Annotated in this window: 9 protein-coding genes; all 9 read left to right on the forward strand. The window is 55.9% G+C overall.

Translation table 11 applies throughout. The annotated features are described in order from the left end of the window. Nucleotides 1–19 precede the first annotated feature (19 nt). The 9 genes from DYY88_RS09840 to DYY88_RS09880 all read left to right on the forward strand — a co-directional run bounded on the left by DYY88_RS09840 (nt 20) and on the right by DYY88_RS09880 (nt 16,395). Complete coding sequence (locus DYY88_RS09840; RefSeq protein ID WP_044151333.1) at nt 20–757, forward strand: hypothetical protein; 738 nt, start codon at nt 20–22, stop codon at nt 755–757. Further along, nucleotides 754–2,280: a TrbI/VirB10 family protein gene (locus DYY88_RS09845; RefSeq protein ID WP_039728194.1), complete on the forward strand. Its 1,527-nt coding sequence runs from the start codon at nt 754–756 to the stop codon at nt 2,278–2,280. The genes DYY88_RS09840 and DYY88_RS09845 overlap by 4 nt, the downstream gene beginning before the upstream one ends. After that, on the forward strand, nt 2,277–3,002 hold the full coding sequence (locus DYY88_RS09850) for a hypothetical protein (protein ID WP_052288549.1): 726 nt from the start codon (nt 2,277–2,279) through the stop codon (nt 3,000–3,002). Before DYY88_RS09845 ends, DYY88_RS09850 begins: the two co-directional genes overlap by 4 nt. 66 nt (nt 3,003–3,068) lie before the next feature. Next, entirely contained in the window at nt 3,069–4,733 is a 1,665-nt protein-coding gene (locus DYY88_RS09855; protein ID WP_052288548.1) for a M23 family metallopeptidase, read from the forward strand. Nucleotides 4,734–4,744: 11 nt separating this feature from the next. Beyond that, nucleotides 4,745–5,275, forward strand: a complete 531-nt coding sequence (locus DYY88_RS09860) for a hypothetical protein (protein WP_039728193.1) — start codon at nt 4,745–4,747, stop codon at nt 5,273–5,275. Then, nucleotides 5,272–7,002 carry a type IV secretory system conjugative DNA transfer family protein gene (locus DYY88_RS09865; protein ID WP_084607125.1) on the forward strand — a complete coding sequence of 577 codons (1,731 nt, stop codon included), beginning with the start codon at nt 5,272–5,274 and terminating at the stop codon, nt 7,000–7,002. The genes DYY88_RS09860 and DYY88_RS09865 overlap by 4 nt, the downstream gene beginning before the upstream one ends. Nucleotides 7,003–7,012: 10 nt before the next feature. Next, nucleotides 7,013–7,414 (forward strand): hypothetical protein, encoded by a 402-nt coding sequence (locus DYY88_RS09870; protein WP_052288547.1) that lies wholly within the window; start codon nt 7,013–7,015, stop codon nt 7,412–7,414. After that, a complete protein-coding gene (locus tag DYY88_RS09875; RefSeq protein ID WP_039728191.1) occupies nt 7,399–8,922 on the forward strand; it encodes a hypothetical protein in 1,524 nt (507 codons plus the stop codon). The genes DYY88_RS09870 and DYY88_RS09875 overlap by 16 nt, the downstream gene beginning before the upstream one ends. A gap of 9 nt (nt 8,923–8,931) precedes the next feature. After that, nucleotides 8,932–16,395 (forward strand): strawberry notch C-terminal domain-containing protein, encoded by a 7,464-nt coding sequence (locus DYY88_RS09880; protein WP_130199384.1) that lies wholly within the window; start codon nt 8,932–8,934, stop codon nt 16,393–16,395. The last annotated feature ends 203 nt before the right edge of the window (nt 16,396–16,598 follow it).

Raw genomic sequence — 16,598 nt, forward strand, 5'->3', positions numbered from 1 at the left:
ACTCAACAGGAAACCGCTCATGGTGCAGTTAATCGAGAAACGCAACACGAACTATTTGCCCCTGTTTGTTTTGGGCAGTGTGGGACTCCAACTGGTGATTCTGGTGTTTTTGGTTGTCCAAGTCGGTGCCCTCAGCCGTCTGAGTCGCCAAGCCGCTCCCACTTTGGTGCAAATGCAGGATGGTCAGGCCATCCGGGTCGGGACGATGGCGGCTCAAGACCGCACTCCAGAAACCATCCGGCGTTTTGTCAACGACACCTTGGTGTTGATGTTCAACTGGAGCGGCAGCCTCCCGGCGGCGACTGCCGAAGATGCTCAACAACCTCAGCCCGATCCAGGACTCCCGGTAGAAATGGAGCGTGGTAAAGGGCAGGTGACCACCGCCAGTTGGCAAGCCAGCTTTGCCTTTTCCGAAGACTTCCGTCAGGACTTTCTCAAACGAGTTGCCGAGTTGACGCCACCAGGGGTTTTCAGCGGTACGACCCAGGTGGTGATGGTGGTCAACCATGTCTCTGAACCTGTCGTAGTCGGTGAGGGGCGCTGGCAAGTGGATGTCGTGGCTCACCTCTATATCTTTGATGAAACCAATGCTCTGGGAGAGGCGATTCCCTTTAACCGCGAGGTGTTTGTAGAAGCCGTCACGGCCCCAGCGGTTCCCGAGGGCGAGACGCCGTTGGAGCAGGCCATCTACGGCATTCGTCAGGCGGGGCTGCAAATCTATGCCATCCGTGAACTTAATCGCGAGGACTTGCCATGAGTACCCCTGATAATTTGTGGGATGAACAGGAAATGGCGGATCTGGTGGGCTTGCAGCTCCCGGACCAAGCAGCGGCGGCTTCGGAAACGGAGTCGGCTCCGCTAGCTACTAACAATGGTCACGTCTCTGACCCTGGACCGCTGTTAGACCCGGAAGACCTGGATGAGTCCGCTGCCGTCGGCGCTACTCAAAAATCGGGGCGATCACTTGCTGCTAATCCTTTCACGAAACTGGGTGTGGTGGCCGCAGGAACGGGCTTAGTGATTGGCGTGCTCGCGGTATTCACCAGCGGCGTCATGAATCAGGGCGATTCTCCACCCGTAGAGGAGACACAAGCCGATTTTGCTGAACCGATGGTGGCAGCAGAGGAATCAGCGGCAGACGATCGCGGACAACTGCTGACCGATTTAGCGATGGGGCAACAACAAGCGGAATTGGAAGCTTTGGCGCAAGAAGAACCTATCGCTCGACCAGAACCAGAACCTGAGGCGCTTCAGGAAACGCCACAATTTTCATCACCGCCGCGACCCGCTGCGCGATCTCCCCAACCGGTTGTTCAGCGTTCAGCCCCACCCCCTCGTTCAACCCCTATCCCTCGGGCCAGCGCTGCCCAGCCAACGCCAGCGGTAACGCCTCCCGAGCCAGAAGGGGAGCCGATGGAGCAGTGGATGGCCTTGTCTCAGGTTGGCAGCTATCGCCAGGGGACAGCCTCATCCCTTCAGGCTCCTGACCAACTCCCCACCCATAATTCAGTCGATGGCTCCCCAGCTATTCAGTCAGCCGAGCCACAACAGATTCCTATTGGACTCACTCCCGCTACTGCCGCTTTGCCCTGGCCAGCGATCAACCATGCCGAAGAAGCCGCCATTCTGCAGGAGCAACCGCTTCCCTCATCATCAGTAGTGCTCATCACGGGCACTCAAGCCACCGCTGTTTTGGAAACGCCCTTGATTTGGGCAGCGGCGACAGAAACAGAAACGCCTCAGTTCGTAGTGAAACTGACAGAGCCGTTGTTGACCCCTGAGGAAGCAATTGGTCTACCAGCAGAAACGGCATTGGTTGTGCGGGTGGACTCGGTCGATGAGAGTGGTTTGGCTCAACTAGCTGTCGTTTCGTTCATTCAGGACGATCGCGAGGTGGCACTCCCCACTGGTGCAATTCAACTGCGAGGGTTGGAGGGGACGCCCCTGATTGCGCAAAAGTACGGCGACCCTGGCAGCGACATCGCTCGGATGGATCTGAATATGGCGGCAATGTCCGGAGTATCTCGGGTTGCTGAGCTGATCAATCGGCCCCAATCTTCCTCAGTGATTAGCAATGCTGGGGGCAGCACCATCACCCAAGAAGCCGGAGACCCCAACATTCTGGCTGGCCTGCTCGAAGGGGCCTTTGGCCAATTGAGCGAACAGATGGCAGAGCGGAATCAAGCGGCCCTGGAGGAAATTCTCAATCGGCCCACCATCTGGTATCTCCCGCCCGGACTGGAAGTCGAAGTGTACATCAATCAAACGGTGACACTATGAACAGACGATGCCTTCCCTGGCTATTTATCGGGACGATTGCTGTCAGCGGCTTGCCCATCCTATCCGCTCAGGCGCAGTCTGTGGTGACGATTTCGGCAGACCGGGCTCAAGGGCTCATCGGTGTGACGCCGGTCGTCCATCTCTGGTCAGGCTATGGCACGAACCTCAGCTTCCTGCCCACGAATGAACACATTGTGCAGGTGTGGATCGATGATCCCGCTCGGGTGGCCCTGGACTTTGACGAGCCGCTGTGTTCTGCCGTTGCTGAATCAGATTGTGTCTCGGGCAATCCCTCAGTCATTCACCTACGGCGAATTCAGGGCTTGGACTTCGAGCACTTGCCTAGCGCTAGCGGCACCTTGCTCACCGTCATTACTGAGACGACAAATGGCGACCGCCACCTCTACAAATTTCGCATCGAATTTGGCGATGGCGAGCCAAGCTACCACACCGTTGCCGTCCAGGCGTCGTCGCCCATTCATTCGCTGTTGGGTCCTGGCGACGTACGGCGAGGCTTAGCAATTGCGGCATCGAGAGACCTGATTCATCCCGAACAGGATTTGTGGCAGCGTCTACAAACCTTTTTAGATCTCACTCAGGAAGGTCTAGAGATTCCAGTGGCAGCAGAGCAGGCCGGAGTTTCCCTAGACCTGATTACTCAACTCGCAGAGTGGGGAGCCCGGGCTCGCGATGATCCGCCGCTGACTTCAACTGACCGTTAGTCCTTCATTCAAGTTAAGGCCATGAACTCTTCTATTTTCAGGCGCAGACGCCTCGGGTGGTCTGTGATGGGATTGCTTGTCTTTATTTTCGCGATCGCCCTGCATCTTTGGCCCCTTGCGCCCGCTCAATCCAGCACTCAGCCGGGCTCACCCGTCCCGGTTATTCAGGATCAGATGCTGGGCATCAAGCCTAACTGGGCGCAAATCACCTTGCGATCGCTCCCCGCCATTTTGGCATCGGGTTCGTTTGAAGCCCCGACTGACCTGATTCGCGAGTTGGGCTACGATCCCTCTCGCCTCTGGCAGGCCGGACAGACTGCCGATGAATACATGCTGCTGGGTGATTTCCAGGACAGCTTTCAACTACAGCGGTTTTCGCTGGCTGACATTGGGGCTGTCGTCGGTCTGGATGGGGAGGCGCTCAGGCTAGCCGATTTGGCGTTGGTCAGTTGGCAGACGATTGCGGATTTGGTGCAGGCCATTCCGGATCTCGCCGATTTACCCGTCCCAGCCGTGCAGCCGATCGCCGATCTCCTCCAGGACCAACTTGACGTCCCGACGACGATTGCCGATGTGGTTCAAAACGAAGTCTGGGCAGAACTGAGTCTGGGAGAACTCAACCTGGAGCAGTATGACTTGAGCACTATTCCAGGACTAATCGACGCTCCCCTAGAAACCTTTCAAGATTGGCAGCAATCGGTCATCGACCAGATTCCTGGACTAGCCGATGTCCCCTTCGCCAATTTTCCCAATCCCATCGTCGAGCAGGGCGTGGTGGTGGGGATGGTGGATGTGGTGTTTGGTCCGGCGGAGGGAGATCGGACGAACACCATTAGCGGCAGCTACGTGGAAGGATTCAACGTGCCCTGTCAGACTGATTGCGCCCATTTGGAAATGAGTCAACCGGAACTGGTGAAAGGTACCCAGTGGATTTCCGGCAAGTATCAGCAAGTCCAAGGGGGACGAGGCACTTTAGCTTCGGCTAACGGTGGTTTAGAGCCCACGGGCCGTCATCCCTTTGGCAATGCCTTCAAGGTTGCCGTGCTAGAAACTGATGAGGCTTCCGGCACCGCTGAAGCGGGACTCTACTTTCGCATGTGTGTCCGCAATGCCTTTGTGGACTTGGGCTGTACGCCTTACTTTATCGGGCCGATTCCCTGGCTGCCTATTCAAGAAGAAGGTATGGTTTTTCTGGGTCAAATTAAGGAAGGGCTTTCAACCACCGATTCTGCTGAAGTCGCTGCTGCGAAGGGAATTGATCCACAGACCGGCGAGCCTAGCCCCACTCCAACACCGGTTGCTAAAACTTCAAGCTCTCCTGGCATTGCCACCGGTGGCTTCATCAATCCGGCACCGGGATATCCCATCACCAGCAGTTTTGGCTATCGCACCCATCCGATTCATGGCGATCGCCGTCTTCATACCGGGACTGATTTGGGCACGCCCAATGGCACGATCATCCGCGCTGCCGATGGGGGACAAGTTACTTTCGCTGGTGTCAGCGGTTCTCTAACTAGCGGCTACGGCAGGCTCGTTATCGTGGATCACGGCAATGGGTGGGAAAGCTACTACGCCCATCTGCAAGGCTTTTTTGTCCGCCAAGGCGACATCATTGCCCAGGGCGATCCGGTGGGGCGGGCTAACAGCAGCGGCAGCTCGACAGGACCGCATCTCCACTTTGAAATCCGCCAGAACGGCCAGCCCCAGAACCCCATGAACTATCTCAGCTAGGAGGCATCACTATGAAACGGCAGCGCAAGATTGCCATTGTTCTATCCAGTGTGTTCGTTCTGCTGGTGGGCCTGATTTCCCTGGTGGGGTTTAACCTCGCCCAAGCCTCAGACGAGATTCCGGCAACCGTGCAGACCTGCCTGCCTCCTGCAACTCAGACCGTGAAAGTATGGGGTCGGGTGGAAACGGACACCGAGAGTTACACCCTGATTGGCACCACTTGGACAGAAGGTGATGAGGACGTCTATCAGGAAGTCCTGATTTACCTAAATGCTGAAGACACCTGCCGATCGCTCTTGCCAGAAGACGATCCGGTGCTCAGTCACTACATTCCGCTCCAGCTGGCACGGGAATTAGCCCTACAGCGCTATACCCGCGTCCTTCAGGAGCAGGGCGGTCGGGAGGCTTATCAACAGCAGCTAACAGACTATCTCACCAGCGCTCCGGAAGGCACCCGCAGCAAATTTCCGCCCGAACACATCTGGGCATTGGAGCAGTTGGGCATTGAGCTACCAACCGATAGCTATGAGGTGCTGCCATGAAGGCTTTTACTGAACAGCCTGCAACCTTGGCGCAAACGAATCCAGCTGCTAGCGAGTCTATTTCCCAACTGGCTTCCTCACTTCAGTCCCGCAATGGCCTGATTTTGCTGGGCTGCTGCTTGCTGGTGGGGGTCTTGACGCTGTTAGGAGATCGCAAAAATGGCAAGTTAGCCACCAGTCGTTTCGGCAGCGCCAAAGAAAAAGGAGCCGCTCGTCAGCGAGCTGTGAAACAACTGGCGGCGCGGAAACACAATGCGGTTTCCCTCTACATCGGCAAACCTCAACGCCCGAAAGATGCCCGGTCAATTTACCTGCCGGATTTACAACGAGGTGTTGCTGTTTGTGGGGGACCGGGTTCAGGTAAAACCTTCAGCGTCATCGATCCGTTAATTCGCTCTGCGCTGGAGCAAGGATTGCCGGTCGCTCTCTACGACTTCAAATATCCGACTCAGAGTGCTCGCCATGCGGCCTATGCGGCTAAGTTGGGCTACCAGGTGCATGTTCTGGCTCCCGGTTTTCCGGAATCCGGAGTGTGTAATCCCATCGATTTTCTCCGCAGCGAGTCCGATGCGGAGATGGCGCGGCAGATCGCCACGGTGCTGAACAAGAACTTTCGGCTGATGACCCAAAGCAGCGAGGACGGCTTCTTTGCCGCTGCGGGCGATCAGCTCACCGAAGCCCTGCTCATGCTGGCGAAGTCAACTGAATATCCCGACATCATGACCGCTCAAGCAGTGCTGGGGTTGACGAATCTGGGAAATCGCATCGCCGCTGCCAAGGACATGAACAGTTGGATTCGCGTGTCGTTTAACCAGCTGATTGGCGTGAAAGATGCGGAGAAAACCGCCAGTGGCATCGTCGGCAGTGCCAGCGAAACCTTCACTCGGTTCATGAAAGAAGGCGTCTTGGGCAGCTTCTGTGGTCGCACGTCCATTCCCCTGGAGTTAAGCGGTAAGCAGCTGCTGATCTTCGGGATGGATCGGGAGCGGCGGGACGTAGTCGGTCCCTTAGTGGCAACCGTCCTGCACATGATCGTCACCCGCAATGTCGCCCAGCGACGGCAAGACCCGCTAATTGTCGCGATCGACGAACTGCCGACGCTGTACCTGCCAACCCTCGTGCAGTGGCTGAACGAGAACCGTGAGGATGGGCTGTCCGTCATCCTGGGCTTTCAAAACCTCGTGCAGCTGGAGAAAACCTACGGGCGCGAATTAGCACGGGCCATCCTCGGGGCCTGTGCCACCAAGGCCATCTTCAATCCCCAGGAGTATGAAGCGGCTCGCATGTTCTCCGACTTTCTAGGGGACGAAGAGATCCGCTACAAGCAGAAATCTCGCAATCGCGGTGGCGGCAAATCCAGCACCACGATTTCTGAGCAGGAACGCACCCGCAAGTTGTTTGAACCGAGCCAGTTTCTGCGGCTGCCCCAAGGAAAGTGCGTCCTGATCAATCCGGGCTTTGTGTCTAGAGGGGAAGCCGCTATCCCGATTCGACAGACCATCAAGATTCCGAAGGCGGATCTGCAGGCGACAGCGGCCAGTGAAGCGCTCTGGACCAAGATTCAAACTCGCCTCCTGCAGCGCAGTCCGCAACGAGTCCCCACCACAGAAGACCTGGAGCGACGGCGGCAGCTAGTGGAATCGATGCTGCCGGAGCCCCCCGCCCCCGTTAATTCCGCCTATCCTGACCCCGCTGATCTGATCGACAAGTACGGCAGTTTGCTTTAGGAGGTGCTTTATGACATCCCATCTTCAAATCCTCGAACAATTTCTAGCTCAAACTCTGAGCGCAAAGCTTTCCGCTGAAACGCTGGCGGCGTTAATGGAGCATCCCGAGATCGCCGCTGAGTTGCTACCCGTGTTTGATCAGCTGCCTTTCGCGGATGATTACGTGCCCCGCGCGATCGCCGTGCTCTTTGATGATGTCACCGTTTTGGAGTGGCAGGACGGTCAGACGACCTATCAATGTCCTCACGTTGCCGCCGACTATCAGCCGGAACTGGTGGAGTGGCTGATCGATGGTGAAACCGCCTATTTCTCCGTGCAGGGGCGGGAAGTAATTAACCGTCTTCCAGCTGTCCCGCAACTCAATCTCGAAACCCTAAAAGCAATGGAGGAAAGCTCATGCAAGCCGTTGTAAATCCGGGCGAAGCTAAACAAATTGAGCAAGACTATGCTCATACGACCCTCGCCTCCAGCGAAATCGCTGCTGTGACTGCTCAATCTACAGCAGAGGTAGTTCAGTCGTTTATCCAGATGCTGCGCGATCGCCTCCAGGCTGCCCGAAAACAGGAAAAAGCAGAAGCCCAAACGGATGAACTATGGGACGGATTAGACGAGTTGCCACAAGACACTCCGGAACCCATTGAAATCAAAATGGGGCGCGAAATTGTCTACCGGGAAGGTTATGCCGATAAAGACCCGATTGATAAGCTCAGTCTCAATAAGTTGCAGCTGTTGCAAGCTGCTATTGATACTTCTCAGCAAGCGGATACACAACCGACTACAGAGACGAAAGGGACGATCAATATTAAAACTGGAGACGAGTTGGTTTACCGTCTGAGCAAGGGGGCTGTAGAAGTAAATCACCTGCATCCTGACAGTGCTAACCAACAGGAAGATCCAGCTCCAGAAGTCAATCAAAGTCCGGTCGAAATAGCGGACGTTTCTCGGACGCCGTCACCCCAAGCCCCTGAATCATCTGAAACCAAAGGAGTTGAGACGCTTTCATCTCGAATAGAATCAGCTGTGCCCCCGTCTGTAACGACACTAGAACCGACTATCCCAGCTCAACCACTAAAGCTGCACTCTCCTAACGTCGTTTCCATCCTGGATGTCTTAGATCGCCAAAACCAACAGGTTGTCGAAACTGCTACCCGGCAATGGATGCAGCAAACGACTCGGGTCATGCGGCGATCGTCCCAGCAGCTGACCGATAAGGTTGTGGCGATCGCCGCCAATATTCGCAGTCGTCAGGTCGCCTCCACAGCAGTAGATTTGCTTCAGAAATATGGTGTCTCTGCCAGGGCTGCCAGAGGAATCTATCAGGCGGAGAAATATACCCTCAGCGCCAAAGGTCGCATGGTCACCCTCACTGATCGCGAAGGTACGGAACTGATGATGTTCCGCAAGACCCGCTGGGGGCTGGATATCCTCAAGAACGACATGGCCGCTTCCCAGGAAGCCGATTTCTTGACAGCGCGACAGCAGATTCAAATCCAAGGACTAGACGGGATTTCTTCGGAACCGCCGCTGCGATCGCGGCAGTTGGGCAATCTTGCTCCGGCAGGCGATCGGGGACTGACTCGTGATTTGACCGCCCTCGCCCTGGCCAAAACCGCTCGCAAACTGTTGGATGTCACCGGCAGTCGGCCCAACGTCCAGGGCAAGCGCATCTTTCAGGGCGGCAGCCAGTACCGCATTGAAGAAACCCCCAATAGCCTCAAGCTGCAGGCGGCTGAGCGGGGCAACATCCTCAGCATCGACAACGGCAAAATCAAGTCGGAGTTGACGCCTCAGGACGTTACCTACTTCCGGTTCATCGACCGAGAACTCAGCCAGGACTTGAAGCTGCACGCTCCCGCGACGGTGACCCCGCTCCATCGTCAGCAACGCCGTCCACCTCTGGAACTCGCAGTGGGTGAGTAGGCAATGGAGATGGCACATCAGCCGGAACTGGTGGAATTCTTTGCCCGTCACTTCGGGACTGGGGGGAGCTTTGCCACGATCACCCAGGCTCGCAAACACGCGGCTGAGGTGTTGGGTGAGCCGGTGCTTCCGGGTACGGCGCTCGCTAAGCAGGTGGATGAAGCTGTTGAAGCGGGGGTGGTGAGAACTGCTCAGGCGATTCTCCAAACTACAGCGACCATTTACGACATTTATGATCGGCTGGTAGATTTGCACGATCGCCAACCGGCCCTTAATGTCCGTTCCTCCACCAGTGTCTTACAGCAGGCGTACAGCACCCCCATCCCTATTGCGTTTCTGGCCTCATCCTTAGCGGGGATTACTTCAGATACTACTGTCTACGAACCCACCGCTGGTCATGGCGCATTACTACTGGGAACGAACCCTGCAAAGGTTACCGTCAATGAACTCAATCCAGAGCGGGCCGCTGACCTGCGGGCTCAGGGTTATACCGTCACTCAGTTCGACGCCACTGAGTATCAACCCGACCAGCGCCATGATGTCGTCATCGCCAATCCTCCCTTTGGGGCCGTGCGAGATGAACAGGGGCAACGCCAACGCTTTGCTCTACCCGGCAATCGACGAGGGACGACACAAATTGATCAGGCGATCGCCTTCCAGGCGCTCAAGGCAATGAAAGCAGATGGCCGCGCGGTGCTCATCATGGGCGGCAAGCTAGGGGAAGAGGAGGGCCTGCGCTCTGACCGGTACAACACCCTGGAAAGTCGAGGATTCTTCTATCCGCTCTATCAGCAGTACCGCGTCATCCAGCACTTTTCCATCTCGGGTGAGCTGTATCGCAAACAAGGTGCTGGCTTTCCCATTGATGTCATGGTGATTGCCGGACGAGGGCGCTCCGAACGCCCCTTACCGGCAGCCGTTGTCCCACCGATTTACACGTCCTTTGCTGAACTCAAGAAACTGATTCCCCATGAGAGATTACGCCACCCATCCCCCCACCGACCAGGACTACGAGAGCTACAGCCTGATTTGGAAACCCCAGACAACGGGCGACCAGGGCTTATTCCTGGTGCGGGTGCCTCCCGAGCTGACGCTCCTAACCGAAGCGCTCTACGAGCACCTGATGAGTCTGCGGGTGCGGTGGATGATTCGCACCTGGATGGACGAAGCCGGGGAGACCCAGCCAGAGACCGCTCACCGCCTCGCCCAAGCCCTACAAATTCTCTATTCTCAGCAGATGCCGCCGTTGCTGTATCTCCCCAGCACTCAGGAACTGCGCCCTCTGTCGGAATGGGCCGAGGACTGGAGCGAAACCCTCGTTCATCACAACGAAACTCTGAGAACCCGCTTCGACCGGCAGAACGGTTGGAGCTTCCCGATCAGCGTACAACTCCCCAGCGATCCCCCGATCCAGCAGGCGTGGCAAACGGAACACAACGAGGAGATGACCTTGGAAACCTGGCTGAGTTATCTGACCGCCGAGATGAGTTGAGGCAATTGCCTGTGGCCACTCCAGAACCCGCTCCCAAAATCGAAACTCAAGTCCACAACATGCCCTATGTGCCTCGCAGTCAGGGCACGTCACCGAAGACGCTGATTCCGGCTAACATGGCCGCTGCGGCTCAGGTTGCCCTCCAGCGGGTAGAGCAAACGCATGGGAACATCGATGAATTTGTCAGTCAGCGGTTGGGTTATGACTCCAAAGCAGCGATGTGGCAGGTGCTCTACGCCGAGCAGATCGATTCTTTGGCGCTAGCCTTTGATCAGCGCGATCGCGGCAAGATTTTCCTCAACGGTGACCAGACGGGTAATGGCAAGGGACGATTTGGAGCCGCCAATCTAATTGATGCCCGGCGGCAGGGGTACATCCCCATCTTTGTCACCCGCCAGCCCGACCTGTACAACGCCATGATGAATGACCTGGCGGACATCGGTAAACCAGGATTCACTCCGTTTCTAACCAACAACAACCTGACCTTACGCCTAGATGACGGTCGCGTACTCAAGACGGGGAGCAGTGCTGAGCAGGAAACCGAAATGCGCCGTCTGGTGCAGCAGGGGGATCTGGGGCAGGGCTATGGGGCCATCTTCACCACTTACAGCCAACTGCAAACCATCAAGAATAAGGAACCCCTGCGCCGCCAGTTCTTTCGTGCTTTAGCTCCCAGAGCCATCTTTGTCTTCGATGAATCCCATGAAGCCGGAGGCAGTACCGGACAATCCCAGTCCTGGAAAACCAGCGGCCCGCCTAATCGGTCGGAGTTCGTGCGGGAGCTAATCGACCACTGTGCCGGAGCGGTGTTTATGAGCGCGACTGCGACCAAGGATCCGGCAGTGATGGACCTCTATGCCCGTCGCAGTGATGCCATGCAGGCGGTTTCCAGCCTGGGCAGCTTGGCGCGGAGTCTTCAGGCCGGGGGCATTCCCCTGCAACAAATGATGGCCACCAAGTTTGTCGCCTCGGGTCAACTGCTGCGCCGGGAGCGGTCTTTTGAAAACATCTCCTTCGTGGCTCAGGTGGTGCCGGTGGATCGGGAGGTGGCGGATGGCATTGCCGCCATCATGCGGTCAGTGGATGCCTTTGACCGGGCCAAAGTGGCTGCATTAACCGATCTGCGAAAGGACTTAAAGCAGCAAGCCAAGCAGTTGGGCTTGGACAATGCCGTGGGACAGGTGGGCGTGCATTCCACCAACTTCACCTCCCTGATGCACAACGCCATCGACCAGGGATTGCTCTGTCAGAAAGCTGAAGCCAGCGTACAGTCGGCAATTCAAGCCTTACAAAACGGAGAAAAGCCTCTGATTGCAGTAGCGTCCACGATGGATGCCTTCATTGACTGGTACGCCAAAGACAATGGTTTAGAACCGGGGGATGAACTCGACATCTCCTTCGGTGATGTTTTGGGGCGCTATCTGGAGCGATCGCGCGATGTCGTGCTGAAAGACTTTGAGGGGCTGCAGAATCGCCGCCGCCTGACTGATGAGGAGCTAGGAGCCGATGGGGTGGCGGCTTACGATGCCGCCCGAGAGCTGATTGCCGACACCGATCTGTCCAACGTACCCCTCAGTTCCATTGACTACATCAAATGGCGACTGCACCAGGAAGGCTACACCGTCGATGAAGTCACGGGCCGCAAAAACATCGTGGAATACGGTACTGATCGCCAAATGACCTATGGTCGCCGCTCCAGCCAGGAAACGAAGCCCCAGGGCAAGATCGAGGTCGTCAATCGCTTCAACCATGGGCAATTGGATGTGGTGATTCTGAACCGTTCTGGTTCTACCGGCATCAGCCTCCATGCCTCCGAGAAGTTCGCCGACCAGCGTCCCCGTCACATGATTGTGGCCCAGGCCGAGCGAGACATTAACCAGGTGATGCAGATGTTGGGGCGGGCCAACCGCTTTGGTCAAGTGGTGGAACCGCGCTTCACGCTGCTGATGTCTGACCTGCCTGCGGAGAAGCGGCTGGGGGCACTGCTGGCCAAAAAGATGGCTTCCCTCAACGCTAATACCACCGCGTCTCGCGATTCGGATCTGTCTGTCACCAACGTGGTGGACTTCATGAACATCTATGGGGAAGCGGTAGTACAGGAGATTTTGGAAGACGACCCAGAACTGCAAGCGCGACTGGCCTTTCCCGCCGAAAATCTTCAGGGCAGTTCCGATATCGAATTGATTAGCCGGGTAACCGGGCGGATTCCTCTGCTGCCCATCGAAGAGCAGGAGGCCCTCTACAGCCTAATTGAGTCCGAGACTCAAGACCTGATTGCCCAGAAACAGGCGATGGGGGAAAACGTCCTGTCAGCGGAACAGTTGGATCTCGATGCCCGGACGATCGCTCGCATGGAGGTGATTCCCGACGACAGTGGTATCCGCAATGAATTCACCGGGCCAGTGTACCTGGAAGTGGTGGACGCCAAGATTCCAGTGAAGCCCCTCACCCAGTTGCAGGTGATGAATACGGTACGAGAGGTGCTGGGGATGGCAGCCATTAAAACGGTCACTGACCACGACTTTGATCAGGTGCAGGCTCTGGCAGAACAGCGGGCAGCAGCCACCTTGCAGGATCTTCAGCAGCAGTTGCAGACCTATCGTCACCGCACGATGCTGACGAAGAAAACGCCAGAAGCCCGAGGCAAGTTGAGCGATCGCCTCGCGAGTCAACTCGACCAGATTACCGACATCCTGACCAGGTTTCCTCCCGGCACTCCAGTGCAACTCGTCTCGGAGCAGAGTCACATCGTCTATGGCGTGGTGGCTAATGTCTGGCAAAGGGGGCGGCAGGGCAGTCCGGCTGCCCCGACCAACTGGCGACTTCAGGTGCTCACCGACAACCATTCCCGTCAGATTACCTTTCCCCTCTCCAAGGTCAACACGAATAAGGACAACTCGGTAAGTCTCCTGCCTCAAGCGACGAACTGGGACGGGATGGACATCTACACCGCCTTTGACCACAAGCAAGCCCAGCAGCGGCGGGAAGCACAGATCTTCACCGGCAATCTGCTGCGAGCCTTCGAGAAATATCCTCGGGGTCAGTTCCTCAACTACACCGACCACCAGAGGTGTATTCGCCAAGGGCTGATGATGCCTGCGGGCTTTGATATTGAAGAATCTTTGCGGGCTGAACCGGTCGCCTTTCGCGAACCGTATCAGGTGAAGGCGTTTCTGACAGAAGTTACCGGGAACAAGGGGGTGGTGAAGACCCTGGATGAGTTTCTGGTGATCAAAACTCAGGCGGCAGCGCGGCTCGGAGGCAGTCAGGCCCACGGCTTCGTGTTACAGACGCCCAAGGCCACTAGCGTGGGTGGGCAGTATTTTCTGGATCAGGACATTCTGGCGGCGGTGGGTTCAGATTTCTACTCGGTGTCAGACCGGATGGAAGCAGTGGTGCCCGCCGATCGCATCGACCAAGTGCTAGCAGTGGTGATGCAGGAAAAGAAGCTCACTCTAGCGGCCTTCGATTTCAAGGATCAGGCGCGGACCTACCTGGGCGAAGCCTTGCCGACTTTGGAATTGGTGGAGTCCAATACCTTTGCGGAACGGGGTGACTATGTGCCCTATGTACCGGAACCGACCCCGCAAACCCGCGAGCAGTTGGAAAATCTGTTTGTGGAGCCAGCCGAGGCACAGCCTGTCGAGTCTGGAGATCAGAGCGAGTCTGACCGGAACATGAGCTCGGCTCAAGACATAGAAGTAGAGACCACATCAAGCGCTCCGGCTCCCTCACAGCCCCACCTTGAGCATCCCATTCCACAACCGGATCTCTCTCGGAATACTCCGCGCATTGCCCTCCTGAAGGAACAGACTGGTGGCGCTGAGAAGCAGGTGGCCAAATTTCTGCACGCTGCTGGATTAGCTGAAGCCGTCTTGCAGGGCGAAGACTTTCACTTGCACATCGAGAATGAGCCCTACATTCCCCTGGTGGTGGAGCGTCACGGCGACCAACTCTACTTCACCCACTACCTGACCCAGAACGGTGACATGTTCATCGACACCGAAATGGTGTTGGGTATTGCCAAAGGAGGATACCTAACTCTACAAGAAACCGCTGTGCAGTCTTTTGGCGGAGAGTTTCGTAGTTGCGATCGCGGTTTTGCTCTCCTCTTTGCCCGCAACATCAACCATCAGGACTTTGCAGAAGCTGCCAGAGTGCAGGTAGAGCAACCTCAGGAAGAAGAGCAGCTTGCAGCAGCGGAGGGGCAACTGTCGGATAAGCGAGTTGAGGACAACCAGCAGGCGTTCCATGCCGATGTCCAGCAATATTTGGCAGTCAAAAATCAGCATCCTGAGACACTTGTGCTGGTGCAAACGAGCGATCGCCGTTTTTACGAAACTTTCTTTGACGATGCTCAGCAGGTAGCCCAAACCCTTGACCTGATTCTCACCAGCCAGACATCCACAGAACCCGATGCTGAGCAGATTCCAGCAGCCGGTTTCCCGGTGCCAAGTCTGGCGAGGTATCTGGAGCCGCTGAAGCAAGTGAGTGGGGTGGCGATCGCGGACATCGATGGAACGATCTCAGTTCATGCCCAGCAAGCAGATCAACCCATCATTGAGAACATACCAGATCCGCCCCTGCAACCAGAATCTGCCCAGACGACGGCTAAGAGAGAAACCGAAGGGCCTGAGTTTCAAGTACAGAGTCTTTTCGACGCCGATCAGTTCAGTTCTTCCCCTCAAAATGGGCATTGCGACCATTTGGAAAATGATCCGACTTGGCAGGATTCAACCCAAAACTCGATTCCGACAACACCGACACTAAAAACGGCGAAAGTGCCATCTCAGCAGCCGTTGCCGCAACCCTCTCTCCAAGATGTTGCCGATGAGGTGCGCGGCATTGACTTGGAAATCGTCACAGCCAATCTGGGACTGGAACTCGATCGCTACGACAAACATAAGTGGCGCGATGGTGACCACATCATCAGCATCAGTGGCCCCTTATTCATGGACTGGTTAGCGGATCAGGGCGGGCGAGGCGCGATCGACCTGGTGATGCATGTTCAAGACGTTGAGTTCAAAGCTGCTGTAAAGTGGCTGTCGGGACAAGACTTTTCACATTGTCCAGCCCAGGTCAGCACTTACCAGCACTCTGGAGAGCGAGAGCCGCGTTCGCTCGCAATGCCAGCCGCTAATGAGCATAGGTGGAATGCTGTCCGAGAATATCTGGTAGAGACTCGCCAGCTCCCAGCAATCTTAGTGGATCGGCTGCATGAGCGGGAATTGGTCTATGCCGATGACCATCAAAATGCTGTCTTTGTCCGGCATGGCCTGAAAGGAAATACCTGGACAAGAGGGGAAGTGACCGGGGCTAGTCTACGGGGCACCTGGGGTGAAGGCAATCGTTATCACGGACTGGCTCCGGGGTCGATCAGGGATCAGGGATGGTTCTGGCTTGGCACAGGCCACGGCCCCGTTCAGCGAGTATTTCTAACAGAGTCACCCATCGATGCGATGTCCTTGGCTGTACTGGATAAAGGAAGACAGGCTCAGCCAGGAGTGACAATTTATCTGTCTACAGACGGTTCTGGTGGAGTGCCGATTGAAGCATTGAAACCTGTCATTCAGGAGGGTGGACGAGTGTTCGCAGCTTTTGATGCTGATCAAGCAGGAACGCTAATGGCTTGGCGCGTTGCAGAGCAGGTGCCTGGGGTAGAACGGTTAATGCCCAAGCATGGCAAAGACTGGAATGAACGGTTGATGCATTCTGAGAAATTTGAAAACGTACCTCACTATGCCCATAATGCTGAGATGAATCAGCTCTGGCAGTGGCACCTGACGGCGAAACAATTGGATAGGCCAGATGCTTACCTGAGCCGCATTACAGAGGTTGCTAAAGATGTCGTAAAGGGAGGAAATCTATCAGCCAAAGCCTCAGTCGCTATGGCTAGAGACTTAGCTTGCTTTACACGAATGGTTAAAAAAGAGAAGGTTACACCACGGACTCTTCAAGCAGCAACAGAGGTAGAGAGGTAAGAAATATTGATTAAATTTGTATCATTTCTTGGGCAATGTGGTGATTCCAATTAGTGTAGTGATTCCAATTAAGAATGAGAAAGAAAGTAGCCGTAGATATTAATATCTCATTGCTTTTCTTCTCAAGCTTATCTCGAATGAGCATATCACTACCTATAGAAGTTCATGAGCTTTGATAATTTAAGTCATACAGTGTAAGTAGG

Source organism: Leptolyngbya iicbica LK, assembly GCF_004212215.1.
In the GTDB taxonomy this organism is placed as follows: Bacteria; Cyanobacteriota; Cyanobacteriia; order Phormidesmidales; family Phormidesmidaceae; genus Halomicronema; species Halomicronema iicbica.